The sequence below is a fragment of the Acinetobacter sp. YH12046 genome (assembly GCF_013419905.1).
GTDB lineage: Bacteria > Pseudomonadota > Gammaproteobacteria > Pseudomonadales > Moraxellaceae > Acinetobacter.
Window position 1 is genome coordinate 34,532 of record NZ_VOZF01000005.1, and the last position, 25,933, is coordinate 60,464.

Below are 25,933 nucleotides of genomic sequence, written 5' to 3' on the forward strand. Positions count from 1 at the left end.
ATCGTAGGATGTTTGAAAAGATTTTAATTGCCAATCGTGGTGAAATTGCCTGCCGTGTGATTCGTACAGCGAAAAAGTTAGGGATTGCCACCGTTGCCGTATATTCCGATGCCGATGCACAGGCACAGCATGTCAAACTGGCAGATGAAGCCATCCATATTGGTGAATCACCTGCTGCACAAAGTTATTTACAGATTGAACGTATTATTCAGGCAGCAAAAACTACCGGTGCTCAGGCCATTCATCCAGGTTATGGTTTCCTGTCTGAAAATGACCAGTTTGCCCTGGCCTGTCAGGATAACAACATTGTCTTTATTGGTCCGCCAGTGGATGCGATCTTAGCAATGGGTCTGAAAGCGACCTCTAAAGCCTTAATGGAAAAAGCTGGTGTACCTTTAACCCCCGGCTATCATGGTACCAATCAGGATGCCGATTTCTTGAAACAACAAGCTGACAGTATTGGCTATCCAGTACTGATCAAGGCTAGTGCTGGCGGTGGCGGTAAAGGCATGCGACTGGTCGAGCGTAGTGAAGATTTCCTGAGTTCACTCGCTTCCTGTAAAAGCGAAGCACGTTCCAGCTTCGGCAATGAAGATGTGCTGATTGAACGCTATGTCGTGCAGCCACGCCATATTGAAGTTCAGGTCTTTGGTGATACACATGGCAATTATGTGCATCTGTTTGAACGTGATTGCTCCGTGCAGCGTCGTCACCAGAAAGTTCTGGAAGAAGCACCTGCACCTAAAATGCCAGAAGACAAACTTGAGGCGATGCGCCAAGCCGCAATTGATGCTGCACGTGCTGTAAATTATGTCGGTGCCGGTACAGTCGAGTTCATCGTTGAGCAAGACGGTACTGCTTACTTCATGGAAATGAACACCCGTCTGCAGGTTGAGCATCCAGTCACTGAAATGATCACCGGTCAGGATCTGGTGGAATGGCAGTTACGTGTAGCGTTCGGTGAACCTTTACCGAAACAGCAGCATGAATTACAGATACACGGTCATGCACTGGAAGCCCGTGTTTATGCCGAAGAACCAGAAAAAGGTTTTATTCCTGCCATCGGTCAGATCAGCTATTTGCACTATCCAGAACAAAATGACAGCGTGCGTGTGGATAGTGGCATTGTCGAAGGTGATGAAATCAGCACCTATTATGATCCGATGATTGCCAAACTGATTGTTTGGGGCAAAAACCGTGAAGCTGCTTTAACCCAGATGCATCATGCCTTGGGTCAGTTTCATGTCGATGGTCTTGGCAATAACATCGCTTTTCTTGATCGCTTAGTATTATGTGATTCATTTAAAAATGCCCATCTCGATACTGGCCTGATTCAACGTGAAGAAGAGTTCCTACTCAAACCATCTGCTGATATCAGTGCAGAATTAGTGGTCACTGCAGCCTTGGTTGAACTGTTATCGCGTCTGGCTCAAAACCCGACTAGCAATAATCCCGTCTGGCAGCAAAAGGCATTTTGGCGTCTGAATCAGCAAAATAACTACACAATTAAATTACAATGTAATGACGTTTTACGTGTGGTGAGCTTTAAAGCGCTAGAAAATAGTTTCCTGGCAAATTATGAAGGCCAGACACTTACCATCCAGGGTGAGCTGCTTGATCAACACCTACTCCAGTTAAATCTTGCGGGTCAGCAGCAGAAACTGGCATTTAGCCAGACTGAGCATGGCATTACCCTGTTCCAGAATGGTCAAAGCTACAAGTTCAATTATTTGAAAAATGACTTTAATAACCAGGATGAACAAGGGACTGAAAATAACTTGACTGCGCCAATGCCTGGCGTGATTACTCAGGTTCTGGTCGCGGCAAATGACAAAGTGAAAAAAGACGATGTACTGCTGACCTTGGAAGCAATGAAGATCGAATATACCATTCGCGCTCCGCATGATGGCATTATCGCAAACTCATACTTCCAGAAAGGTGATCAGGTTAAAGCCGGTGATGAACTGGTTGAGTTTCAGCCTCTAGCGGAGGAAGTTGCATGACAGATTTCGTTAAAATCGTAGAAGTCGGGCCACGCGATGGCCTGCAAAACGAAAAAACACCTTTAACACTAGATGACCGTAAAAATCTGATTCTGGACCTGATGAAAACAGGTTTGCAGGCGATTGAGGTCGGCTCCTGTGTTTCAGCCAAATGGGTTCCACAGATGGCAGATAGCGATACGCTATTTGCCAGCTTGCCTAAAGATCCGAATATCCAGTTCAGTTTGCTGACGCCAAACATGAAAGGTTTTGAATCAGCGCTGGCTGTGGATTGTAAAGAAGTTGCGGTATTTACCGCAGCTTCTGAAAGCTTTACCCACAAGAATATCAACTGCTCGATTGATGAAAGCTTTGAGAAGTTTGCAGATGTGATGGCAGCTGCCAAAGCAAATGATGTCAAGGTGCGTGGCTATGTCTCTTGTATGGTGGACTGCCCTTATGAAGGTGCAATTGATCCGAAGCAGGTCGTCAAAGTTACACAGCGTCTACTAGACATGGGCTGCTATGAAGTGTCATTAGGTGAAACCATTGGTACGGCAACTCCGGATCGCGTGAAGAACGTCTGGGATGCCTGTCTTTCAGAAATTGATAGTAAAGTGCTAGCCGGTCATTTTCATAATACCTATGGCATGGCCATCGCTAATATTTACCAGTCATTGCTGCAAGGGATTCGGGTATTTGACTCCTCTATTGCCGGTCTCGGTGGCTGTCCTTATGCCAAAGGTGCTTCCGGCAATGTTTCAACTGAAGACCTGTATTACCTGCTCTCCAAGATGGGCTTTGAAACCGGTATTCAACTGGATGCTTTGATGCAGGCCAGCCGTAATATCAGCGAGGTATTACAACGCAATAATCCATCCAATTATGCCAATGCCTATTGGCAAAAAGCCTGTGCTTAAAAACTTGAAATAGCCGGACACTCTATAAGTCCTCATGGATAGAAATCAGCAGATCTTTAGATGAAAGAGATCTGCAAGAGAAGAATAAATCGAGGTAAAAATGTCAAATAAAGTGTATGACAGTGCAAAAGCCGCTTTAGACGGCGTGGTTCAGAATGGACATACCTTGGCGGTAGGCGGTTTTGGTCTATGTGGTATTCCAGAAGCCCTAATTGCAGCTTTAAAAGAAACCGGTGCCAAAAGTCTCACCTGTATTTCCAATAATGCCGGTGTCGATGGCTTTGGCTTGGGGCTATTGCTGGAAACCAAACAGATTAAAAAGATGATCTCTTCCTATGTGGGCGAGAATAAGGAATTTGAACGCCAATACTTAAGCGGTGAACTTGAAGTAGAATTGACTCCACAAGGCACGTTGGCGGAAAAATTACGTGCCGGTGGTGCAGGTATTCCCGCTTTCTATACCGCGACTGGTGTCGGTACCGTTATTGCTGAAGGTAAAGATGTCCGCGAATTCAATGGTAAGTCTTATATTCTGGAAGAATCCTTAACTGCGGATGTGGCTTTGGTGAAAGCTTATAAGGCCGATAAAGCCGGTAACCTGATTTTCCGTAAAACTGCCCAGAACTTCAATCCGGTCTGTGCCATGGCTGGCAAAGTGACCATTGCTGAAGTCGAAGAAATTGTCGAGATCGGTGCCCTTGATCCAGATGAAATTCATCTTCCCGGCATTTATGTGAACCGGATTGTACTGAATACCCAACCGGAAAAACGGATTGAACAGATGACTTTAAAGGCGGAGGCTTGATCATGGCTTGGACACGTAATGAAATGGCGCAGCGCGCCGCACAGGAACTTGAAGATGGTTTCTATGTGAATCTGGGTATTGGTCTGCCAACCTTAGTCGCAAATTATATTCCAGAGAATATTAATGTCTGGCTACAGTCTGAAAATGGCCTGCTGGGTATTGGAGAATTTCCAACGGCCGATACTGTGGATGCAGACCTGATCAATGCTGGCAAACAGACGGTAACTGCCCGCAAAGGTGCTTCTTTCTTTTCTAGTGCCGACTCCTTTGCCATGATCCGTGGCGGTCATGTCAATATCGCCATTCTGGGGGCTATGGAAGTCTCAGAAAATGGTGATCTAGCCAACTGGATGATTCCAGGCAAGAAAGTCAAAGGCATGGGTGGTGCCATGGATCTGGTCGCAGGTGTGCAAAAAGTTGTGGTGCTGATGGAACACTGCGCCAAAGATGGTACGCCTAAAATTGTCTCACAATGTAGTCTTCCGCTTACTGGTCAGGCCGTAGTGAACCGGATTATTACTGACTTAGGTGTATTGGATGTCACACCTGAAGGTATTCAACTTGTAGAACTGGCACCCGATGTCAGTTTTGATGAAATTCAGAAAGTCACCGGCGTACCTTTACTCCGTAAAGCAGCCTGATTTTTTCCAGCCCTTAAAATGAAAATTTTTAAGGGTTTCTTTTTGGCTGAAGAAAGCCACTTCTTAATAACAAATGCAGAATAAATGGATTTTAATCATGCAAACTCAACAAAATATCTTGCAGCGCTTTGCCATGCGCGTCAGCGACTGGTCTGAAAAATGGTTTCCGGACTCTTATATCTTTGCCCTACTCGGTGTCATCATCGTTGCGATTGCCGCGATTGGCATTGGTGCGCCGGCACAAGACGTCGCGATTTCATTTGGTGACGGATTCTGGAGTCTGATTCCCTTTACCTTACAGATGTGTATGCTGATCGTGGTGGGTTATGTAGTTTCGGTTTCCAAACCGATGCAATTACTGATTCAGAAAATGGCGCGCATTCCTCATTCTGGACGTGGAGCCATCGTTCTCGTCGCCACTGTTAGTCTACTGATTTCCCTGATTAACTGGGCGATGAGTACGGTTCTAACCGCACTTCTGGTGATTGCGCTAGCGCAGCGTAAAGAACTGAATATGGATTACCGTGCGGCTGCCGCAGCAGCGATTATCGGGATGGGCGCAACCTGGGCACTGGGTATCAGCTCTTCAGCAGCGCAATTACAAGCCAACAAATCCAGTCTACCAGAACCACTTTATAATCTGACTGGTGTGATTCCATTTACTGAAACGATTTTCCTGCCGCAATCCATGATCATGACAGCAGTCTTGATTATTGCTTCGATTGCCATTGCCTACTGGTCTGCGCCCAAAGGCAATCATATTAAAACTATTGATCACTTCCCGATCCAGATTGAAGAAGAAAAGACTGAAACCGTGACCCATAAACGGCCGGGTGACTGGCTGGAAAACTCGCCAATCTTAAGTATTCTGATTGTGGTTCTGGGTCTGGTCTGGATGTTTAACGAGTTTTCCAAAAGTAATCCTATTCTGGCAATCTCCAGCTTAAACACCTATAACTTTATCTTTCTGATTTTGGGTGTAGCTTTACATGGTACACCACGTAATTTTCTCAATGCTGTGTCCAAAGCTGTGCCGGCCATTTCAGGGGTGCTGATCCAGTTTCCGCTTTATGGCAGCATCGCCTTTATGATGACCAATGCCCTGAATTCTGCTGACCTGTCCCTATCGCACTATATCGCCGAGTTCTTCGTTTCGATTGCCTCGCAGGAAACCTTTGCAGTGGTGATGGGAATTTATTCAGCTATTCTAGGCTTCTTCATTCCTTCTGGTGGAGGAAAATGGATTATTGAAGCGCCTTATGTGATGCAGGCCGCACATGACCTGAAAGTGCATCTGGGCTGGTCTGTCCAGATTTACAATGCAGCCGAAGCCTTACCCAATCTGATTAATCCTTTCTTTATGCTCCCCATGCTGGGGATCCTAAAGTTAAAGGCTAAAGATGTGATCGGTTTTACAGTGACCCAACTGGTCTTTCATCTTCCGTTGGTACTGTTCTTACTCTGGTTCCTGGGAAGAACCCTGACTTATACCCCACCTGTCTTCTCTTAATTTATAACAAATAAAAAAGGACGAATCATTCGTCCTTTTTTTATGATGAAAGAATTATTTAGCTGGCTTTCTTTTCAACTACGCCTTCATTATCTACAGTATGGACACGGCCATCTTCGGTACTCATAACTTCAAAAGTTACACGACGGTTTTGATACTGACCGTTTGAAGTCGCATTCGGTTGAGCAGGCTGATTCGCCGCCATACCTACTGGTTGTAACTGCGCCGGGTTCACCCCTTTCTGCACCAGATAATTCACAATGGCTTGAGCACGTTTTAAAGACAGCTCCTGATTTTGAGTGCTGCTGCCTTCCGTATCAGTATGGCCTATTACGGTTAGACGTACATCTTTGGCATATTGCAATAAAGCTGCGGTCTGATCCAGCAAGCTTTTATTCACTTCAGGAATTTCTGTAGAACCTGTCGCAAAATGAATAATTTGCAGGTTTAAGGCAGTTGCAACATCCAGCGCCTCAATATTTTCCATCTGAAGTTCGTCTAAAGCTTTTTTAGCCTCGGTATTGGCTGTATTTATCGCCTCATCCATATCAACTGGTTTTTGGGTCACGACTTCTACATTTTTAGCCAGACCACGAATCTGACCTGCCAAACGCTGTGCATCCGCACTGTTTGCTGCCTGTACAGACACCTGATTACCCGCCCAAGTCAAAGTCACATTTGACATGCCTTGCAGCAGTTTCAATACAGATGGAATCGTATCCTGATCAATAAATTCTGAGTGGTAATTCTCATTGGCTACTGCACCACAGCCAATACTGTAATTAAAGATCTGTTTGATTTCATTTTGCAAAATCTGCATATATTTCGGATCATTCATCTGTACCTGACAGTTGACGATTTCACCCTGACTACCTGTGCTGATTTTTAAAATTGCAGGGTTCGTTGCAGCAGCTTCACTCACCGCTTGAGCATTTCGCAATTCATCCGGATCATCATCACGCAGGCATCCACGGAAGAAGAATAAGATAATTGCAGCAATAATCACGAGGAGAATAAATGGCCAGAACACTACTGCCTTTTTCTCTTCAGTCAGTACCGGCTCTGCCTCCGGTTCAGAAGCCAGACCCGGTGCGCGGTTCAGGTTTTGTCCCGCCAGCGGAGATACGCCTAGAGATGCCAGTATGGGGCCAGCCCAGACTGGTAATGCCCGTTGAATCGAGTCTGCATGGGTATCTAACAAATGGCCTACTGCTTCAGCAGTGGGTGCACCCGCTTCTGCTTGCAAGAAGTTCATGGTTGGAACAATTGCCCGGTTCAGGGTCTGTTCAATTTCATCTTGAGGTGCAGTTGAATCTAACTGAGCCAGGAATTGTTGTTTTAGGGTCGGATTATTATTAAATAATTCATCAATCTTGGGATTAAGTTGCTGACCGAAACTTTCAATCCAGGCCGGTCTTGCACGAAGAATACTTAACAATACAGGATAGAATTGGGCTAAGGCCTGATCCTTGGCAAATAGATGTTCAGTTTCACCTTGCAGCACAATGGCGGTCACATCACTCTTTAAACGTTCAATTAAATCTGTATTCATCAAGATCACCATTATTCTGATTTATAATGTTTAATATTTAATCAGTGTAGCGACCCACCCTCTTTGGAATGTTAATAATTGTACTGATATCATAAAGTTTCACTGTTTATATAGGGCTAACTTTTCTACTATTTTAATTAAGATATAAAAAAGTCAGCCGAAGCTGACTTTTTGTAAACGCGAAATGTAAGTGTTATGCAGCAATAAAAGTTTGCAGCACTTTACCTTTCACTTTTTGATTGAGCAGTGGTGTATTTTTACCTTGAGAAACGATCGTTTCTTTGCTTAATGTCCACTCCTGTTCTGGATCAACCAGTACCCAGCCTGCTTCCGCTTTCCAACGCTCAAACATACTGGCGACTTTCGCAGGAGCAACTGTGACTTTCTCCACCCATTCCAACGGCGTAAAGAAGCCTTCATTCACTAGTTGGATACCGAACGGTACGTAGGTATCAAACGCGGTAAAGCCAGGCTGTGTTTCCGCAAAGGGTGCCATTTTGGCAGAGCTGCTCAGGGGTTCATGATGGGTACAGATCGCATCAATCACACCAGATTTTACGCCCTGACGCAGTAATTCTTTGTCAGATTCAGAACGTAATGGTGGACGCACGTGTGCAAGAGAGTTAAAGCCATCAATCAGATGGTCAGTCAGATGCAATTGGTGCATAGCGACATCACAAGTTACTGGCAAGCCTTTTTCTTTAGCAATACGAATCAGTTCTACTGATGCACCACAAGATAACAAGCCAAAATGAGCACGTACTTTAGTTGCTTCAATCATGAGCAGGTATTTGGCAATGGCCACAGTTTCCGCTAGCGATGGAATCATTGGCAAGCCTTGGCGTGAAGCAATAAAGCCTTCATGCACACAACCATCTTTGGCAATTTGCGGCTCTTCTGCATAGAACACTACAGTCAGGTCCAAGCCCGCTGCATATTCAAGTGTACGCAATACCACATCATCATTGGCAAACGGCGCACTGGCATTAGAAACCGCAGTACAACCACCCTTTTTTAAACCTGCCATATTGGCTGGTTGCTGACCTTGCAAACCTTGAGTTTGCGCACCGATCACTTGCAAATAAATGCCACCATCCAGCATGGCTTTTTCAACCAGACCATGAATCAGCGCACCATTATCCTGCACAATCGGTTTGGAATCTGGCGGGGTAAAGACATGCAGAATACCGTTTTCACGTGCAGCCTTACCTTCAGACTTTAAAGTTCCGTGTTGCTGCTGGCCCGGTTCTCGTAAACGTGCACACAGATCCACCATGGTTGGCATCAGCCATTTGCCCTGCCCATCAATGGTTTCAGAGACGTGAGCAGTTTCTGCAATACGTTTACCATTTTCCAGAAAAACCGTTTCGACTGAATCAGTGTTTTGGATTGGGTCAAGAACACGGACATTTTCAATTTTTACAATAGACATGACTTATTCCTTATACCGCAATCGCTTCAATCAAACCCTGTTCCTGTAACTGACCCTGCATCGCAAGAGCCAGTACCGCCATACGTACTGCAATCCCGTTAGTAACCTGTTTCAGAATCACGGATTGCGGACCGTCTGCAATACTGGAATCAATTTCCACACCACGGTTCATTGGTCCTGGATGCATCACGATACAATCCGGCTTGGCCATGGCGAGACGTTCTTTATTCAGGCCATACATTTTGTAGAATTCAGCCTGAGAAGACAGCGCTGGCGAATCAATACGCTCGTTTTGAATACGTAAGGTAATGATCACATCACAGTCTTTGATGCCATCTTCCATATTATTGAACAGGCGTACATCTTCACTGTAGTCATCAAAACCGTATGGCAATAACGTATTCGGTGCAATCACGCGAATATCTTTACAGCCTAAGGTTTGCAGTGCCGCCACATCTGAACGTGCTACACGCGAATGCTTGATATCGCCAATAATCGCAATCGACATATCTTCGAATTTTTTATTGGTCTCGCGGCGAATAGTCAGCATATCCAGCATCGCTTGAGTTGGATGGGCATGACGGCCATCCCCTGCATTAATAATAGCGACATTTGGACAGACATCTTTGGCAATAAAGTGTGCTGCACCTGAAGATGAATGACGTACCACGAAAATATCTGCCGCCATGGCTTCAAGATTCCACAAGGTATCACGTAAAGTTTCACCTTTAGAGGTACTTGAACGGGCAATATCGATATTCAGCACGTTGGCAGACAGACGTTTGGCCGCTGCCTCAAATGTAGTACGCGTTCGGGTAGAATTTTCAAAAAATAGGTTCATCACCGTTTTGCCTTCGAGCAAATTATTGGTGATCAGCTGATTTTGGTCATTAAAAAAGGACAACGCAGTGTCCAGTATTTTTGTAAGAGTTTCTTTAGAAAGACCTTCGATGGTCAGGAAATGTTTAAGATTACCTGCTTTGTTGAGTTGAATCTGGCTCGGTGTATGCAATGCCGCCAAGTGCATGAGAGATTCCTTATACGTTAAGTCAACGTATTATACAGAGATTAGCGAATCTTTATAGTTGATAAAGAGCTCGGTTGTACAAAAACCATCTCGGTAATAAGAATGGAAATTTAAATTCCCATGTATTTTTTCAATAAGATAATTTAACCTGTCTATCTATATGCTTGTTTTTTCATTTAAACATGAGTGCTTCAGTCTGGAGCATCCACACCCAATCCCCCAATTAGCGCAATGCGCCAATATAATGATGTGAAACCTGTGCGCGATAGATATCTTCTTCACTTGGTTCCACAGAAATCAGTTCCTTTTCCGCCTGTTCTTCAGCCTGCAGTTCTGAAAATGACGATAAATCCAGAGTGGTTTTTAAACGATTGACCAGATGTAATAACTCAGGATCTTCAGTCTGCTCTGCCAGCCCAATCACATGCTTTGCATAGTGGATATTTTCTGCAAGATACATGGCATCAATTACTCGCCCAGTCACTCGTCTTAAACGTGCATAGATCAAGGTAGCGATTGAAAATGCCTCATTCCTGCGTAATTGAAGATCCAACATCTAAGCCCCTCCGAAATAATAATTAAGAATAAAGATGAAGCTGTAATGATTCCCCTCAGCATTACAGCTTCATTGATATTAGATAGAGCAATAAACGTACCAAAATTAATAAATAAGTTATGTGAGTTATAAATTGATATGAATGAAAATTGTTCTACCTCGAGCAATCGTAGATCAGTGTCTTTTTTGTTTTAGATTCACTCCTCGTCTGGCTAATCAATTCTTAGTCTCGATCACTTGACATGAGTGACCAAATTTTAGCTTTTACTTTTAGAGTAATGTTGATGCCATATGGTGCATATAAACGATCCGGCATCAGATCCATCACATCAATAACCCGATTATTTATTTTTTAAATCACACATACAACATGGCTGCAATTGAAGATCTAGATTGCGAATTAGTTTAATACCCATTACATATCCATCTGTAAAATAAAAGTTTTATTCAAAATATTTTCATTCTTGGTATTTTGTAATTTTACATCTCTCGTCAATTTTTAGTTTGCTTTTTAAGTTAACATTTAGTGCTTTTTAGGAGGAGTAACACTAGGCTACATATGCTCGAATTTAAAAAATTTCCAAAGCTTTAACAGGCAAAATACGCTAAACTGAGCGCAGTTTTTTATTTATTCTTTTCCGGTCTCTCTATTTTATGAATACCTCTTCACGTTTAAGCAATTATTGGGTCACCTGTGCCGATGGTCTGGAAACCTTATTAGAAGAAGAAATCAAAGGTTTAGGTGTTCAGGATATTGAACGTTTCCCAGGTCGTCTGACCTTCAAAGGCACGCTTGAAAATGCATATCGCATTTGTATGTGGTCTCGTCTGGCTTCTCGTGTCCTGATGCCAATTCACACGCATGAAATCGAATTCTCCCACGATGCGCGTGATGTTGCAGAAGAGCTTTATGAAGGTGCGATGAGCTTCGACTGGTCACTGATTTTTGCACCACAAAGCACCTTTGCGATTCGTCTGCACGTTGAACGTGATATTAAGGTCAACACCCAGTTTGCAACTCTACGTGCCAAAGATGGTGTTGTCGATTCCTTTATGGAAGCTGTGGGCAAACGTCCAAGTATTGATACCAAACAGCCAGAAATTACCATGTACATTCTGGCCGGTAAAAAAGAACACACTTATTGTTTAGATTTATCTGGTGATTCCCTGCATAAACGTGGCTATCGCCGCTTTATGACTGAAGCACCAATTAAGGAAAATCTGGCGGCTGCGATCCTGCAAAAAGGCGGCCTGAAAGACATCAACCCGGATATTGTGGTTGATCCAATGTGTGGTTCAGGGACGTTTATCATTGAATCCCTGATGATTCTGACGGATCGTGCCCCAGGTCTGGTTCGTCGTTTCGGATTTAATGGCTGGAATGGTCATGATCATGAATTGTGGATGGGGATTAAAGCTGAAGCGGCTGAACGTCATAAAGCTGCGCTAGAAAACCCATTACCGAAATTCTATGCTTTTGATGCCGACTGGGAAGCAGTGAAAGCCACTAAACAGAACATTATTGCGGCAGGTTTTGAATCAGCCCTCGATCAGATCAAGATCGAAGAGCGTACTTTATCCGACTGGCCAGATTTCCAGGCTGAAGGCAAGAAAGTCTTCTTTGTGACGAATCCACCATATGGTGAGCGTCTGGGCGATAAGGCATCTAACCGTGCCTTGTATCTGGGCCTGTCTAATCTGCTGCAAAAGAATTTCCCGAATCAAAAAGCCGCAGTCATTGCTGCTCAGGTGGAACAGGCCGATGTCTTGGCGTTCAATGATCCACAAATTCTGCGTTTGATGAACGGTAAACTGCCAATCTATATCCGTTTCGGTACGGTAAAACCGGCAGCAGTCACACGTCCTTTCCTGGAAAGCTGGCAGCCGCAACAATTCGAGCCGATTGAAGGTGCGATGGAATTTGCTAACCGCCTGACCAAGAATATGCAAACCCTGAAAAAATGGGCGGTAAAAGAAAATATTCACTGCCTGCGTTTGTATGATGCCGACCTGCCGGACTTTAATGTAGCAGTTGATCTATACGGCGAACGTCTGCATGTTCAGGAATATGCACCACCGAAAAAAATCGATCCTGAAAAAGCAAAAAAACGTTTTAACCTGGCTCTACAGGCAATTCGTGCCGTGACCGGTTTGGGCCGTGATGCGATCTTTATCAAGACGCGTGCCCGTCAGGAAGGTAAAAACCAGTACACCAAACAAAGTACAGCGTCTAAACGTTTTATCGTCCAGGAAGGCCAAGCCAAGATTCTGGTCAACCTGACCGACTATCTGGATACCGGTTTGTTCCTGGATCACCGTCAGATACGTTTGCGTATTGCCAAAGAAGCCAAAGGCAAGCACTTCCTGAATCTGTACAGCTATACCTCTACCGCGAGCTTACATGCAGCTTTAGGCGGTGCAGCGAGTACCACCAGTGTCGATTTGTCTAATACTTATTTGAACTGGTCAAAAGAGAACTTTGTTCTAAACGGCCTGACTGTAGACCATGCCGATCAACAACATCAATTCTTTGCATCTGACTGTTTTGAATGGCTGAAAGAAGGTCATGAACAATATGACCTGATCTTTATCGATCCACCGACATTCTCTAACTCGAAAAAATTCTACGGGACTTTCGACGTTCAGCGTGACCACGTCTCTTTATTGAAACGTGCCATGAACCGTTTAACCACTGACGGTACGTTGTATTTCTCGAACAACTACCGTGGTTTCGAAATGGATGAAATGATTGAAGGTTTATATGACGTGGAAGAAATCACGCATGAAACCATTGGTCCAGACTTCAAGCGTAACCAGAAAATTCACCGTGCCTGGAAAATTACTCATCCAAAAATGTAAGGTGTGAATATAAGATAAAGAAAAACCCAGCCTAGGCTGGGTTTTTTTGTTGCGAGGAGAACTTCTATTAGCTGAGTTTCATTTTTTCAAAGACCAGCTCGCCACTTTCACCACGAACGACGATGGTATCACCAGGGCCAAACTCACCTGCCAGGATGCTTTGTGCCAAACCATTTTCAATACGTTGCTGGATCGCACGTTTTAATGGACGCGCACCATACAACGGATCGAAACCAGCTTCGATTAACTGATCGAAAGCACTGTCATCCACAGACAGACGCATATCGCGTTCTGCCAGACGTTGACGCAAGCGGTTCAACTGGATATCGGCAATACCACGGATCTGGTCTTTTTCCAGTGCATGGAACACCACTAGCTCATCAATACGGTTGATAAACTCTGGACGGAAATGTTCCGATACCGCATTCATCACCACTGTACGGACTTCTTCACGAGTTGCTTTATCGCCCAGTTCACGGACATCCTGTGAACCCAGGTTCGAAGTCATCACAATCACGGTATTTTTAAAGTCCACCACACGACCTTGCGAGTCAGTCAAACGACCATCATCTAGCACTTGCAGCAGAATGTTAAATACATCCGGATGCGCTTTTTCGACCTCATCGAATAACACCACGCTATATGGTTTACGGCGCACCGCTTCAGTCAGCACACCACCTTCTTCATAACCGACATAGCCCGGAGGTGCACCGACCAAGCGGCTCACCGAATGTTTTTCCATAAATTCGGACATGTCGATTCGGATCATGGCATCGTCACTGTCGAACAGGAAGTTCGCCAAAGCTTTAGTCAATTCTGTTTTACCCACACCTGTTGGGCCTAAGAACAGGAATGAACCACTTGGACGGTTAGGATCGGACAAGCCAGCACGTGAACGGCGCACAGCATTAGATACAGCCACTACGGCTTCTTCCTGACCAACAACACGGTTATGCAGGAATTCTTCCATATGCAGCAGTTTATCACGCTCACCTTGCAGCATTTTCGCCACAGGAATACCGGTCGCAGCACTGACTACTTCAGCGATCTCATTGTCAGTGACTTTGTCACGTAGCAGTTTTGGTGCTTCACTTTCTTCAGCCGCTTCAATGCGTTCCAGCTGTTTTTGCAGTTCCGGAATCACACCGTATTGATAACGTGCTGCTTCAGCCAGATCACCTTCACGCTGGGCTTTTTCCAGCGCAATACGAGCCTGATCCAGTTTCACCTGAATATCTTTGTTGCCTGCTACCAGCGCTTTATCGGCACGCCAGATTTCTTCCAGTTCGCTGTACTCTTTCTCTACAGTGGCAATCTGCTCTTCCAGATGTTTCACTTCGCCCTGTGCACCAGAATCTGCATCTTTTTTCACCGCTTCAAGTTGCATCTTCAGTTGAATCAGACGGCGTTCGAGTTTATCCAGTGCTTCAGGTTTAGAATCCAGCTCCATTTTGATACGAGATGCTGCTTCATCAATCAGGTCAATAGCTTTATCTGGCAATTGACGGTCAGTGATGTAACGGTGTGACATTTTCGCCGCAGCAATGATCGCAGAATCCAGAATCTGTACCCCATGGTGAGTCGCATAACGATCTTTCAGACCACGCAGAATCGCAATGGTATCTTCTACGCTTGGTTCATCCACCAGCACTTTCTGGAAACGACGCTCTAAAGCTGCATCTTTTTCAATGTACTGACGGTATTCATCCAGAGTCGTTGCACCGACACAGCGTAGTTCACCGCGCGCTAATGCAGGTTTCAGCATATTACCCGCATCCATGGCTCCATCGCCTTTACCGGCACCGACCAAGGTATGCAGCTCGTCAATGAACAGGATGATTTCGCCTTCATGTTTAGCCAAGTCTTTCAGAACAGCTTTGAGACGTTCCTCGAACTCACCACGATATTTGGCACCTGCCAGCAAAGAACCTAGGTCCAGAGATAAGACACGTTTGCCTTTCAGGCCTTCTGGAACTTCACCATTGACAATACGTTGTGCCAGACCTTCGACAATTGCAGTTTTACCGACCCCTGGCTCACCGATCAGTACCGGGTTATTTTTGGTACGGCGTGACAACACCTGAATCGTACGACGGATTTCATCATCACGACCAATCACCGGGTCAAGTTTGCCTGCCATGGCACGTTCAGTTAAATCAATCGTATATTTATTCAGTGAGTCCCGTTGATCTTCATGATTATTGCTCATGACTTTTTCATCGCCTCGAATTTGATTAATGACCTGTCGTAAAGTTTCTGTTTTTACGCCAACACTATTTAATAAGGTTTTGGTGGCACCCGTTTCTGCAAGTGCCAGTAATACCCAGTCTGTAGACAGGAACTCATCTCCTGCTTTCTGTGCATAACTGTCCGCAAGATGCAGAGCTTTGGCTGCTTCCTGACTGATGTTGATATCGGCAGAGGGATTACCGAGCGTAGCTACATTATTTAGCGCAGTTTGTACTTTGCTTTGCAGGTCACGCAGGTTCGCTCCTGCCTGTTGCAGCAAGCTCACATTCGATGCTTCTTCCATCAAGGTGGACAAGATGTGAATCCCTTCAATGGCAGCATGATCCTTGCTCATTGCCAGAGATTGCGCATCGGAAAGGGTTTGCTGTAAGCGATTGGTAAATTTCTCAAAACGCATTCTTGTTATTCCTCACAACAAATTTTCTACTTGATGGATATATGGGTGCTGGAAATAAAATTTCAAATAATTTTTTATATATTTTTCAAAAATTTAATTAAATAAAAGACAGAGTTATCAGTATTAATATTGGTATTCAATGAAAATATTTCAAGTGAGCGAAAGTAGAATTTTTAAAGTGAAGATCAATAATGAATATCTGATTTAATTTACTCTGCTATTTTTCGGATGGGTAGAAAATAGAGAAAGACCTTTAGTGCGGTTGCAAGCGTCCTAGTAATCGCAATACTGCACTCAAACCATGTTCTGTTTGCATCAAGGATCTTGGTATTTGCTGATCCAAAAGCTTGTTAGGTGAATTGATAAACTGGCGCATCCAGCTCAAGTCTCCACCATTCAGACCAAATAACGCTTGATAGATATTGATTAAAGTTATCGCTCTTTTACCTGCGCTAGTATCTGGTTCTAATTCTTTTTGATTTATGATTGACGATAATTCTGCTTCAGATAGATCCAGAACTAATGCAAGCTCAGATTCTTGCAATTGCAACTGTTCAGCGAGATTGAATATTGCTATAGCTAATACTTGGGATTTAGAAATATCCGTTTCATTATTCATTTTTGTCAAATTCTATAGATGAATCTTGTTTTGATTATGCTGCCTTTATCCTTTTCTTGCTATGTTGTTTATCATCAAATTTACTCATCAAATTAAAAGCACCCTCGCTTAGAGGGTGTTTTAGAATGGTAATATCGTGATTATGGTGCCGGATTGGGCTGCTGACGGTGAATGGCTTCAATGCCCTGCAAGACTTCTTCAGACAGATTCACGTCAAACGCCTGAATGTTTTCTTTGAGCTGATCCAGATTGGTCGCACCGATAATGGTACTGGTCACGAAGAACTGCTGTTTAATGAAAGCCAGTGACAACTGGGTTAAGGTCAGGCCATGCTGCTCAGCCAGTTGTGCATACTGCTCGACGGCCCACTCGCTTTCCGGATTGCTATAACGGCTAAAACGTGAAAATAAAGTCACACGTGCATTGGCTGGACGTGCACCATTGCGGAATTTACCAGTCAGATAACCGAATGCCAGTGGAGAATAAGCCAGCAAACCTACACCTTCGTATTTGGCAATTTCCGACATACCAATTTCATAAGTCCGATTCAGCAAGCTATACGGATTTTGCACGCTAACAAATTTAGAAAGTCCCAATTTCTCTGCCAGATGCAGGAACTTCATGGTGCCCCAAGGTGTTTCATTGGACAGGCCAATATAACGGATACGACCTTTCTTAATTTCGTCATGCAAAGCAGTCAGGGTTTCTTCCAGATTCGTGACAGCACGATCATCTGCAGCTTCTGCATTGCCATAACCCAGCTTGCCAAAGAAATTGGTTGCGCGCTGAGGCCAGTGCAATTGGTACAGGTCGATATAATCAGTTTGCAAACGTGACAATGAATTATCAATTGCTGATGTAATTTCCGAAGCCACAAACCGGGTCTGACCATCACGGATATGGCTCCCACCTTGTGACGGACCCGCAATTTTCGAAGCTAAAAACAGTTTGTCACGACCACCCCGTGAAGCAATCCAGTTACCAATGATGCGTTCAGTTGCCCCTTGCGTTTCAGGCTTGGGTGGCACCGGATACATTTCTGCGGTATCCCAGAAATATAAACCTTGATCCAAGGCATAGTCTAATTGCTGAAAAGCCTCTTCCTGAGTATTTTGCTCACCAAAAGTCATGGTGCCCAAACAGATTTCTGGCAATAAAATCCCAGTATCCGCCAATGGTCTGAATTGCATAAAAATATCCTTTAAGTTTATCTGTTATTTATCAAGAGCAAGTGTGCTATAGCCTATCGGAATTATAAGACGGACTTAAATCATCTTTTCTAACAAGCTTGTGCCAATTTGTTATGTTCTGAATCAGGCTGAAATTTTTAAACAGGAATAAAAAAAGCAAACCCGAAGATTTGCTTTTTATCGTGCTTTTGGCTTATTCGTCTTCGAACTCGCCAGCACCCACTGCTTCAGGTTCTTCCAGCGATGCATCAAAAATCAGAATCGCCTTACCATCGGTTTCAATCATGCCCTGTTCTTCTAGAGTTTTTAGAACACGACCGACCATTTCACGTGAACACCCAACAATACGGCCAATTTCCTGACGGGTAATACGGATCTGACGACCATTTGGCAAGATCATCGCTTCTGGCTGAGATGACAGGTCAATCAGACAACGTGCAATACGACCAGACACATCGATAAATGCCAGGTCAGTCACTTTACGTGTGGTATTTTTCAGACGGCGAACCAGCTGGGCAAAAACTGCATAGCTAAGGTCTGGATATTGTTTACTAATTTCATGAAAGTTTTCATAGGTAATTTCAGCAATTTCACAGACATCACGAGTACGCACTTCTGCAGTACGCTGTGGATTTGCTTCGAAAAGACCCATTTCCCCAAAGAAGTCTCCCGCATTTAAATAAGCTACCACAATCTCACGTTCATCATCTTCACGAAGAATGATAGACACAGACCCCTTCAGAATTAAATACAGAGATTTAGATTCTGATCCTGCATCCACGATCGTGGTACGTTTTGGATAGCGATTGATATATGCACGTTTTAATAACGCCTTCACTGATTCAGGTAGTTGCCCCGGCGAAAGTGCGTCTGTGCTTAATTGTGAAAAGTTTGAAGTCATGCTTACAGTTCCGAATATGGATAATTTATAGATCGCACAAGACCTAATGTGAACTTGTCACACAGTGGGATTGAAATTCCTTATCAACCCAATTTATGTTAGTGTACAGTTACTTCGTAAATTTATAGCTTTTTTTAGGTAGTTGCAATGCAAACGAGTGTTCATTGGCTAGAGAATGTTGCTTTTGAAGCAAAAACTCAAAGTGGTCACAGTATCATCATGGATGGTTCACCTGAATATGGCGGTGAAAACCGTGGTCCTCGCCCAATGGAACTGATTTTAACCGGTCTGGGCGGTTGTGCTTCTTTTGACATTGTGACAATTTTAAAGAAAGCACGTCAGGAGATTACTGATGTTCGCTGTGAATTAAAAGCAGAACGTGCCGATACAATTCCTGCGGTATTTACCAAAATCCATCTACACTTTGTGGTCAGCGGTAAAGGCATCAAAGAGAAACAGGTCGCTAAAGCCGTAGAACTTTCTGCTGAGAAATACTGTTCTGCCAGTAAAATGCTATCTGACGGTGGGGTCGAAATTACTCACGATTTTGAAATTGTAGAAGTGGAATAATCCGCTAATTTCAATAAAAAAGCAGTCTTCGTGGCTGCTTTTTTTACGTCATTTTTTGAGTGAAATACTGCTGGCCATCTTCAAAAATCACCAGATTTTCAGGCCATCTTAAAGCCCCGAGATGATGGGCAAACTCAGCCTGTTGCTGACGATCGCGATAACGCCTGCCCACTGAATAGTCGACACAAAATACATTCTGCTGCTGACCAAACCATTGCAAGGCATCAATATGCTTAAACAGACCGGATTTTTCTTCGGTGGTTTTAAAGTTTCTCCAATAATGGCCAATCACCACAGGTATCCTATCTGTATAACGCTCCCACCATGGCAAACGGTCAATCATACGCCAGCGCCCCCCTGCATAGACTGGACGTTGTGCAATTTTTTCTGCGCCTGAGCTTAAGGTACGAATCGGATTTTGCATCTGGTCGCGTAACTCTTTTTCAGCGATATATTTTAATAAGGGAATACTGGCTGCTGGATCCTTGAATTGTTCCTGATATTGCTGCTGTTCACTCTGGATATATTCATCAAAGCCTAAAGTCTGTAACTCAAGCTCATTTTTCAGGACAAAATGATCATAAGCCTGTCTGATTGAATTAAAAGGAACAGATTTCAATTGTTGAATTGCCTGCGTATCCCAGCAAGCATGCACAATTCTTAAATGGGGTGCATCTAGAGCCAAAGGCAGGCTGTTTAGAAATTCTAGAATCCATGCACGATCCTGAATTGAAGCCTGAACTGAATCAAAAGTTTTGAGATCATCCTGATGCGGTGAACCAAAAAACCAGCCATTACCTTCCCGTAGCGTATCGGTTAACAAGTTGATTTCATGATTACCCAGAATGCATTGCGCATTGCCATTTTCTATTAAGGTTTTAACCTGTCTGATGACAGCGATACTGTCCGGTCCACGATCACACAGATCTCCGACAAAAATCAGTTTACGCTGTTCAGGATGACGACCTTGCAGATCGTAGCCCAATACTTTTAATAATTGATGTAGCGCATCAATCTCACCATGAATATCGCCAACAATATCCACCGGACCATCAAAAGTCTGCTGTATGAATATCTGATTACTCATGGCTCTACCCTACCCAGGTCAATAAAACCTTTTTTTAATATAGCGCTTATACTTTAAATCAATATAACAAGTTCAGAATTATTTTTTAATCATTTCGATTATTCAATCAAATAACGATAGATCAGAAACTTAACTGAAATCTCATTTCTTCATTTCTTATCTAAATGTATATCTAAAAACAATAAAAAACCGGCGCCTAAGCACCGGTTTTATTCACTTTACGAGCTTTAAAGCTAGTACAGCCTGATTAAGCATTTAGTGATTCAATGATTTGGTTCAATGTAGCACTTGGACGCATTACAGCATTTACTTTCGCAGGATCAACCGCATAGTAACCACCGATATCTACAGATTGGCCTTGAACTGCATTCAATTCGCTTACGATCTTCTCTTCATTTTCAGCAAGAGACTGAGCGATCGGTGCAAATTTCGCTTTCAATTCTGTATCTTCGTCTTGCGCTACAAGTTCTTCTGCCCAGAATTTAGCCAGGTAGAAGTGGCTGCCACGGTTGTCTAGCTCGCCAGTACGACGTGATGGAGACTTGTCATTGTCAAGCAATTTACCAGTCGCAGCATCCAGTGTTTTCGCGAGCAGTTTCGCACGTGCATTGTTTTCTTTAATGCCCATTTCTTCCAGAGAAACAGCCAATGCCAAGAACTCACCTAGAGAATCCCAACGTAAGTGGTTTTCTTCTACCAATTGTTGTACGTGTTTAGGCGCAGAACCACCAGCACCAGTTTCGTACATACCGCCACCTGCCATTAGAGGCACGATAGACAGCATTTTCGCAGAAGTACCAAGCTCCATGATTGGGAACAGGTCAGTCAGGTAGTCACGCAGGATGTTACCAGTCACAGAAATCGTATCCAGACCGCGAGCAACACGTTCAAGTGTATAACGCATCGCACGTACTTGAGACATGATTTGGATGTCTAGACCTTCTGTATCGTGGTCTTTCAGGTATGTTTGAACTTTTTTGATCAGTTCGTTTTCGTGTGGACGGTACGGGTCAAGCCAGAAGATTGCTGGCATGCCAGAGTTACGTGCACGAGTTACAGCCAGTTTCACCCAGTCGCGGATCGGTGCGTCTTTCACCTGGCACATACGCCAGATATCACCTTCTTCCACGTTTTGAGACATCAACACTTCACCAGTTTCAAGGTCAGTGATGTTCGCAACACCCGCTTCAGGAATTTCGAAAGTCTTGTCGTGAGAACCGTATTCTTCAGCTTTTTGAGCCATCAGACCAACGTTAGGAACTGTACCCATAGTACGTGGGTCGAAGTTACCATTCCATTTACAGAAGTTGATCATTTCCTGATAAATACGTGCGAATGTAGATTCAGGCATAACTGCTTTACAGTCGTAAGGTTTACCGTCAGCACCCCACATTTTACCGCCAGTACGGATCATTGCAGGCATAGAAGCATCTACAATCACGTCGTTTGGAGAATGGAAGTTGGTAATACCTTTTGCAGAATCAACCATCGCAAGTGCTGGACGGTGTTCTTGACATGCATGAAGATCTTCAATGATTTCTTCACGTAAAGAAGTCGGTAAAGATTCGATTTTTTCGTAAAGACCAGCCATACCGTTGTTTACGTTAATGCCGAGCTCGTCGAATAATTTACCGTGTTTCTCAAACGCATCTTTGTAGTAAATACGCACACAGTGACCGAATACGATCGGGTGTGATACTTTCATCATGGTCGCTTTAACGTGTAAAGAGAACAGGATGCCAGCTTCTTTACAATCTTCTAATTCTTTTTCATAGAAGTCGCAAAGGGCTTTTTTGCTCATGAACATTGAGTCGATGATTTCGCCGTCTTGAAGCGCAACTTTTGGCTTAAGAACGATAGTTTCACCAGACTTGGTGATCAGTTCCATTTTCACATTACGTGCACGGTCTAAAGTCATAGACTTTTCGCCATGGTAGAAGTCGCCTTCTTGCATGTGAGAAACGTGAGTTTGTGACCAAGGTTTCCATTCACCCATAGAATGTGGGTGTTTTTTCGCGTAGTTTTTCACTGCTGTCGGCGCACGACGGTCAGAGTTACCTTCACGAAGTACTGGGTTCACTGCTGAACCTAGGCACTTGCTATAACGCGCTTTAATTGCTTTTTCTTCTTCAGTAGTCGGGTTTTCCGGATAATCAGGCAGTGCATAGCCCTTAGACTGAAGTTCTTTAATGCATGACGTCAACTGAGCAACAGACGCACTAATATTAGGGAGTTTAATGATATTAGTATCTGGGTCCTGAGTAAGACGACCTAATTCTGCCAGGTTATCTGAAACTTTCTGCTCATCGCTTAGATAGTCTGCGAATTCTGCAAGTACGCGTGCGGCTACAGAGATGTCTGTCTTAACAATCTCAACGCCCGCCGGCTTAGTAAAGGTCTCAATGATCGGCAGTAGAGAGTAAGTCGCCAATAATGGCGCCTCGTCGGTCAGTGTGTAAATGATTGTTGACTTTCCACCAGCCATATATAGCCCCTTGCTTTGGATTGAGTTTCTGATCATCAGGCTTTTGGCCTAATTTCAGCGAACCGGTTACTTAAATAAACTTTGAAAGTAGTGGTGCTGGTTGCACCTCAGTCAAAGGAATATCAATACATATTCAACTTTGCCTGAAAAATTCGTAAAAATTGTCAGCGTGATTCACCGACAGCAGTATTCTACGTGAAAATGAACCTTTTTTCGAATCGGCACATTGCCAAACCATGCGATTTGTGCATTAGAAGGTTAATTTGCAGATTTTGCTTAATTTTACCAAAAATTATAATTTAATCATTATGATTCAATTACTTAAATTAAAAATCAGACAAATTCACCTATAAACTTAATGTGTGCTTAATTCGGTTTTTTGCCATCAATTTTTATCTACATGTTGGGTATCATGAAAATAAATTATCAATGGCCGTAATTTCCATAAGTATGGGTTAAAAAGCGAATTGAAACAGATCTGCTATTCCCTATCGAAATCTATGATCTGCACCTGATAAATTGATAGTTAATCCTAAAGACTTAAGACAACCTAAATAATAGTCACCTTTCTACTCTTTGTTCAGTTTAAATTATGTGCATTTTTTTAATTACCTTTACAAACACTGGAAATGTATCGACCGTAATTCAAATAAAAAAATGGTTCTATTGGTTTAATAGGCTTTAGATAATGCCAGTATGTTGGTTTAATTAATAAGAATCTTCTAATTAAATTTGGGTAGAATGCTGATTAATTTACAATAAGGACTTATTTTATGCTGAATTATTTAGTTAGTTTTTCGACATGGGCTGAGAGCAATTCAGGACAGATTCAGATTCTGATAGGCATATTAGCGCTAAGTCTTGCAATTTTTGGTTATAGACAAATAATTGAACAGATAAAAATTGCAAAAAAACATGAAGATCGTGCAGATGAACAAAGAAAATTTGAATTAAAGATACAATCCCTTAATATGTCACTCATAGCTTTAGATAAAAACGCATTAAAAATAAATAATTTTAAAAAAATATTGAAATTGTCGGAAGGGTCTATCAAATCACTCGATCAGAATAGCGAAGTAATAGAAGGTGATATTCGAAAGTTAATTACACTCACTAAAGAAAAAGTTAACCATGCTGAAGAAGTCCAAGAAGATATTTTTGATATGTGTAAGCGTATAAACAGAAAGAGCGCTTTCCATAGTCTAGATGAGCTAACTGCTATATATGATGTATTAATTTCTATAATAAATGATGCAAATAATACTGACTTAATGAGACATCACTTTACGATAACTGAAGATTAACAATCTCATATCACACAAAAATCCTCAGCCTCACTACTCACCCTACCCCATTAACTGAATAAGGCTTTTCGTATGCAGCCTCTAACATGTCAGCAATATCTTCGATCCCGGGTGTAGTAAGTATTTGCCAGCACTTTGATATACGCCCAGTGATCAGGGCCAGCACATCAATCGATAATTTCTATTTATTCACAAAGAGTTGAGTGCTTTATGTCGCGTGTCATAAAAATGAATATCTGGAAGCCCTGCCTTTTGCTTTCTACGTTTCCATATCAACTTAAATGAATTCTCTTTTTAAGGGATTAATATTAAGTCCGTCATATTGAATCAAATCCAGAAGCTCTATAGCCTTTATAGTTAACGGCATATTAAGTGCATCACCATTTTTAGTCTTTGGCAGATGAACATTTCTATCGTAAATATTTTTTATCTTTATACCCATTTCCCCCATCACATTGCAGTTTTAAGTGCAAACCGAAATGTCCATATAACAGAATGATCTGACCTTATTCATAGCATTATTTTAACCTGAATCGCGGATAAGAAATTAACTTGAAAAAAAGGTGACTGAAAACCATTAGGGAGTTACCACACAACCTAAGCCTTCAGCCACCATGTTCGATTTTACATATTTCTTCTGCATCGTTGATGACTTTTTTCAGAAATTTGAAGCAAGCTATTGGGAATTTTTAAAACACAACAACAAGCGTTTGAGAATGCGGTCTTCTCAATTGAAAATTTCAGAAATCGTATTCATCGCAATTTGGTATAAATGCTCTCATTTCAATAACTTCAAAGCATTTTTCTTTTCATTAAAGCACAATCATAGTCAACTCTTTCGATATTTACCGTGTTACCAACGAATGGTTCATCTCATCAGAGCACATCAATTGGCACTGCATGCTTTACATTTTGCCTTAATGAAAGACTGTCAGAGTCAGTATTTATGGATCGATTCGACCACACTACCTGTATGTAAAAATCAGCGGATTCAACGGCATAAATCTCTAGCAGCAATTGCAACACGCGGCAAAAGCTCAATGGGATGGTTCTTTGGCTGTAAGCTGCATTTAATCATGAATCAGTCAGGAGACATGGTCAGTACAGCTTTATCAAATGGGCATACAGCAGATATTAAAATGGTTGAACAGTTGGTAGAAGGATTAAAAGCCAAGCTCTATGCTGATCGTGGTTATATCAGTCAGGAATTAAAGAGTAGATTAAAAGTACAAAGTACTGATTTAATTACCTATCACCGAAAGAATATGAAATCTGTACAACTCTCAACAGCAGATGAATATCACTTAAAGCAGCGTAATAAAATAGAGACTTTATTTAGCCTGTTAAAAGGGAAATATCATTTGGTGACGAGTAAAGCGAGAAGCATTGAAGGATACTTAGCTGGAATTTATGCATCTCTATGTGCTTACCAGTTATGCCATCAAAACAAGCCAACCATTCGAGTAATGGAATGATTGGCTTAAGCAGGATTCAGGTTATTTTATTATCAAAAGATTCAATGTACTTTCTTATTCTTGGCTCAGTTAATTTCATGACGTACTTTCCAAAATTCTTGTCGTAACCTTGACGTAAATTAAGCTGTATAATCGGTAAAAAGCAGCGATTTTAAGGATAACGCGGATAAAGATACTTTTTATTGTAGGTATAAAAAAAGGGTTTTAAGCTACTGTTTTCGCTTAAAACCCTTATAACATTAGTTTTTGAATCCTGGTAGGTATATCCAGACTCGAACTGGAGACCTCTACGATGTCAACGTAGCGCTCTAACCAACTGAGCTATACACCTAGAATGCTTGGCATATTATAAATTTTTCGATCTCAAAACA

Annotated in this window: 19 protein-coding genes and 1 tRNA gene; 9 read left to right on the top strand and 11 right to left on the bottom strand. The window is 42.7% G+C overall.

Annotation, left to right across the window (positions count from 1 at the left end):
* Positions 1-8 precede the first annotated feature (8 nt).
* The 5 genes from FTU03_RS05255 to FTU03_RS05275 all read left to right on the top strand — a co-directional run bounded on the left by FTU03_RS05255 (position 9) and on the right by FTU03_RS05275 (position 5,858).
* Positions 9-2,003: an acetyl/propionyl/methylcrotonyl-CoA carboxylase subunit alpha gene (locus tag FTU03_RS05255; protein ID WP_179992276.1), complete on the top strand. Its 1,995-nt coding sequence runs from the start codon at positions 9-11 to the stop codon at positions 2,001-2,003.
* Positions 2,000-2,902 (top strand): hydroxymethylglutaryl-CoA lyase, encoded by a 903-nt coding sequence (locus FTU03_RS05260; protein WP_004782490.1) that lies wholly within the window; start codon positions 2,000-2,002, stop codon positions 2,900-2,902. The genes FTU03_RS05255 and FTU03_RS05260 overlap by 4 nt, the downstream gene beginning before the upstream one ends.
* Positions 2,903-3,002: 100 nt before the next feature.
* The gene (locus tag FTU03_RS05265; protein ID WP_159123878.1) at positions 3,003-3,707 is read left to right on the top strand and encodes a CoA transferase subunit A; all 705 of its coding nucleotides are present in this window, start codon (positions 3,003-3,005) and stop codon (positions 3,705-3,707) included.
* Between the two features lie 2 nt (positions 3,708-3,709).
* Positions 3,710-4,348 (top strand): CoA transferase subunit B, encoded by a 639-nt coding sequence (locus tag FTU03_RS05270; protein WP_004782495.1) that lies wholly within the window; start codon positions 3,710-3,712, stop codon positions 4,346-4,348.
* Positions 4,349-4,445: 97 nt separating this feature from the next.
* The gene (locus tag FTU03_RS05275) at positions 4,446-5,858 is read left to right on the top strand and encodes a short-chain fatty acid transporter (protein ID WP_004782496.1); all 1,413 of its coding nucleotides are present in this window, start codon (positions 4,446-4,448) and stop codon (positions 5,856-5,858) included.
* A 58-nt stretch (positions 5,859-5,916) separates the two neighbouring features.
* Here the strand turns inward: FTU03_RS05275 and FTU03_RS05280 are convergent, their stop codons facing one another.
* From FTU03_RS05280 to FTU03_RS05295, 4 genes are all read right to left on the bottom strand, one after another.
* A complete protein-coding gene (locus FTU03_RS05280) occupies positions 5,917-7,410 on the bottom strand; it encodes an OmpA family protein (protein ID WP_257220190.1) in 1,494 nt (497 codons plus the stop codon).
* A gap of 193 nt (positions 7,411-7,603) precedes the next feature.
* A complete protein-coding gene (locus FTU03_RS05285) occupies positions 7,604-8,842 on the bottom strand; it encodes a dihydroorotase (protein ID WP_179992274.1) in 1,239 nt (412 codons plus the stop codon).
* A 10-nt stretch (positions 8,843-8,852) separates the two neighbouring features.
* Positions 8,853-9,869, bottom strand: coding sequence for an aspartate carbamoyltransferase catalytic subunit (locus FTU03_RS05290; protein ID WP_004782500.1), 1,017 nt, complete (start codon positions 9,867-9,869; stop codon positions 8,853-8,855).
* Between the two features lie 223 nt (positions 9,870-10,092).
* Entirely contained in the window at positions 10,093-10,425 is a 333-nt protein-coding gene (locus tag FTU03_RS05295) for a hypothetical protein (protein ID WP_034170006.1), read from the bottom strand.
* A gap of 654 nt (positions 10,426-11,079) precedes the next feature.
* Between FTU03_RS05295 and rlmKL the strand changes: the two genes are divergently transcribed.
* Positions 11,080-13,284 carry a bifunctional 23S rRNA (guanine(2069)-N(7))-methyltransferase RlmK/23S rRNA (guanine(2445)-N(2))-methyltransferase RlmL gene (rlmKL, locus tag FTU03_RS05300; protein WP_179992273.1) on the top strand — a complete coding sequence of 735 codons (2,205 nt, stop codon included), beginning with the start codon at positions 11,080-11,082 and terminating at the stop codon, positions 13,282-13,284.
* A gap of 67 nt (positions 13,285-13,351) precedes the next feature.
* Here rlmKL and clpB read toward each other — a convergent pair whose 3' ends face one another.
* From clpB to crp, 4 genes are all read right to left on the bottom strand, one after another.
* Positions 13,352-15,931 (bottom strand): ATP-dependent chaperone ClpB, encoded by a 2,580-nt coding sequence (gene clpB / locus FTU03_RS05305; protein WP_004782517.1) that lies wholly within the window; start codon positions 15,929-15,931, stop codon positions 13,352-13,354.
* 253 nt (positions 15,932-16,184) lie between these two features.
* Positions 16,185-16,550, bottom strand: coding sequence for an antitoxin Xre/MbcA/ParS toxin-binding domain-containing protein (locus tag FTU03_RS05310; RefSeq protein WP_179992272.1), 366 nt, complete (start codon positions 16,548-16,550; stop codon positions 16,185-16,187).
* A gap of 140 nt (positions 16,551-16,690) precedes the next feature.
* A complete protein-coding gene (locus tag FTU03_RS05315) occupies positions 16,691-17,740 on the bottom strand; it encodes an NADP(H)-dependent aldo-keto reductase (protein WP_179992271.1) in 1,050 nt (349 codons plus the stop codon).
* 193 nt (positions 17,741-17,933) lie between these two features.
* Entirely contained in the window at positions 17,934-18,641 is a 708-nt protein-coding gene (crp, locus tag FTU03_RS05320) for a cAMP-activated global transcriptional regulator CRP (RefSeq protein ID WP_004782527.1), read from the bottom strand.
* Positions 18,642-18,788: 147 nt separating this feature from the next.
* Between crp and FTU03_RS05325 the strand changes: the two genes are divergently transcribed.
* The gene (locus FTU03_RS05325; RefSeq protein WP_004782528.1) at positions 18,789-19,211 is read left to right on the top strand and encodes an OsmC family protein; all 423 of its coding nucleotides are present in this window, start codon (positions 18,789-18,791) and stop codon (positions 19,209-19,211) included.
* Positions 19,212-19,254: 43 nt separating this feature from the next.
* Here the strand turns inward: FTU03_RS05325 and FTU03_RS05330 are convergent, their stop codons facing one another.
* A complete protein-coding gene (locus tag FTU03_RS05330) occupies positions 19,255-20,298 on the bottom strand; it encodes a metallophosphoesterase (RefSeq protein ID WP_179992270.1) in 1,044 nt (347 codons plus the stop codon).
* A 247-nt stretch (positions 20,299-20,545) separates the two neighbouring features.
* Positions 20,546-22,783, bottom strand: a complete 2,238-nt coding sequence (locus tag FTU03_RS05335) for an NADP-dependent isocitrate dehydrogenase (protein ID WP_179992269.1) — start codon at positions 22,781-22,783, stop codon at positions 20,546-20,548.
* Positions 22,784-23,556: 773 nt separating this feature from the next.
* On the opposite strand from FTU03_RS05335, the gene FTU03_RS05340 reads away from it, so the two are divergent.
* On the top strand, positions 23,557-24,087 hold the full coding sequence (locus tag FTU03_RS05340) for a hypothetical protein (protein ID WP_179992268.1): 531 nt from the start codon (positions 23,557-23,559) through the stop codon (positions 24,085-24,087).
* 614 nt (positions 24,088-24,701) lie between these two features.
* The gene (locus FTU03_RS05345; RefSeq protein WP_179992267.1) at positions 24,702-25,562 is read left to right on the top strand and encodes an IS982 family transposase; all 861 of its coding nucleotides are present in this window, start codon (positions 24,702-24,704) and stop codon (positions 25,560-25,562) included.
* A 254-nt stretch (positions 25,563-25,816) separates the two neighbouring features.
* Here FTU03_RS05345 and FTU03_RS05350 read toward each other — a convergent pair.
* A tRNA-Val gene (locus tag FTU03_RS05350) sits at positions 25,817-25,893 on the bottom strand.
* Positions 25,894-25,933: the final 40 nt, after the last annotated feature.

What these genes read in the sequence shown, in the direction of transcription:
- FTU03_RS05260 (WP_004782490.1), top strand. Translation starts at nt 2,000, where the DNA reads ATGACAGATTTCGTTAAAATCGTAGAAGTCGGGCCACGCGATGGCCTG.
- FTU03_RS05290 (WP_004782500.1), bottom strand. Translation starts at nt 9,869, where the DNA reads ATGCACTTGGCGGCATTGCATACACCGAGCCAGATTCAACTCAACAAA.
- rlmKL (WP_179992273.1), top strand. Translation starts at nt 11,080, where the DNA reads ATGAATACCTCTTCACGTTTAAGCAATTATTGGGTCACCTGTGCCGAT.
- FTU03_RS05280 (WP_257220190.1), bottom strand. Translation starts at nt 7,410, where the DNA reads ATGAATACAGATTTAATTGAACGTTTAAAGAGTGATGTGACCGCCATT.
- FTU03_RS05255 (WP_179992276.1), top strand. Translation starts at nt 9, where the DNA reads ATGTTTGAAAAGATTTTAATTGCCAATCGTGGTGAAATTGCCTGCCGT.
- FTU03_RS05275 (WP_004782496.1), top strand. Translation starts at nt 4,446, where the DNA reads ATGCAAACTCAACAAAATATCTTGCAGCGCTTTGCCATGCGCGTCAGC.
- FTU03_RS05295 (WP_034170006.1), bottom strand. Translation starts at nt 10,425, where the DNA reads ATGTTGGATCTTCAATTACGCAGGAATGAGGCATTTTCAATCGCTACC.
- FTU03_RS05330 (WP_179992270.1), bottom strand. Translation starts at nt 20,298, where the DNA reads ATGAGTAATCAGATATTCATACAGCAGACTTTTGATGGTCCGGTGGAT.
- FTU03_RS05325 (WP_004782528.1), top strand. Translation starts at nt 18,789, where the DNA reads ATGCAAACGAGTGTTCATTGGCTAGAGAATGTTGCTTTTGAAGCAAAA.
- clpB (WP_004782517.1), bottom strand. Translation starts at nt 15,931, where the DNA reads ATGCGTTTTGAGAAATTTACCAATCGCTTACAGCAAACCCTTTCCGAT.
- FTU03_RS05345 (WP_179992267.1), top strand. Translation starts at nt 24,702, where the DNA reads ATGTTCGATTTTACATATTTCTTCTGCATCGTTGATGACTTTTTTCAG.
- FTU03_RS05340 (WP_179992268.1), top strand. Translation starts at nt 23,557, where the DNA reads ATGCTGAATTATTTAGTTAGTTTTTCGACATGGGCTGAGAGCAATTCA.
- FTU03_RS05265 (WP_159123878.1), top strand. Translation starts at nt 3,003, where the DNA reads ATGTCAAATAAAGTGTATGACAGTGCAAAAGCCGCTTTAGACGGCGTG.
- FTU03_RS05285 (WP_179992274.1), bottom strand. Translation starts at nt 8,842, where the DNA reads ATGTCTATTGTAAAAATTGAAAATGTCCGTGTTCTTGACCCAATCCAA.
- FTU03_RS05270 (WP_004782495.1), top strand. Translation starts at nt 3,710, where the DNA reads ATGGCTTGGACACGTAATGAAATGGCGCAGCGCGCCGCACAGGAACTT.
- crp (WP_004782527.1), bottom strand. Translation starts at nt 18,641, where the DNA reads ATGACTTCAAACTTTTCACAATTAAGCACAGACGCACTTTCGCCGGGG.
- FTU03_RS05315 (WP_179992271.1), bottom strand. Translation starts at nt 17,740, where the DNA reads ATGCAATTCAGACCATTGGCGGATACTGGGATTTTATTGCCAGAAATC.
- FTU03_RS05335 (WP_179992269.1), bottom strand. Translation starts at nt 22,783, where the DNA reads ATGGCTGGTGGAAAGTCAACAATCATTTACACACTGACCGACGAGGCG.
- FTU03_RS05310 (WP_179992272.1), bottom strand. Translation starts at nt 16,550, where the DNA reads ATGAATAATGAAACGGATATTTCTAAATCCCAAGTATTAGCTATAGCA.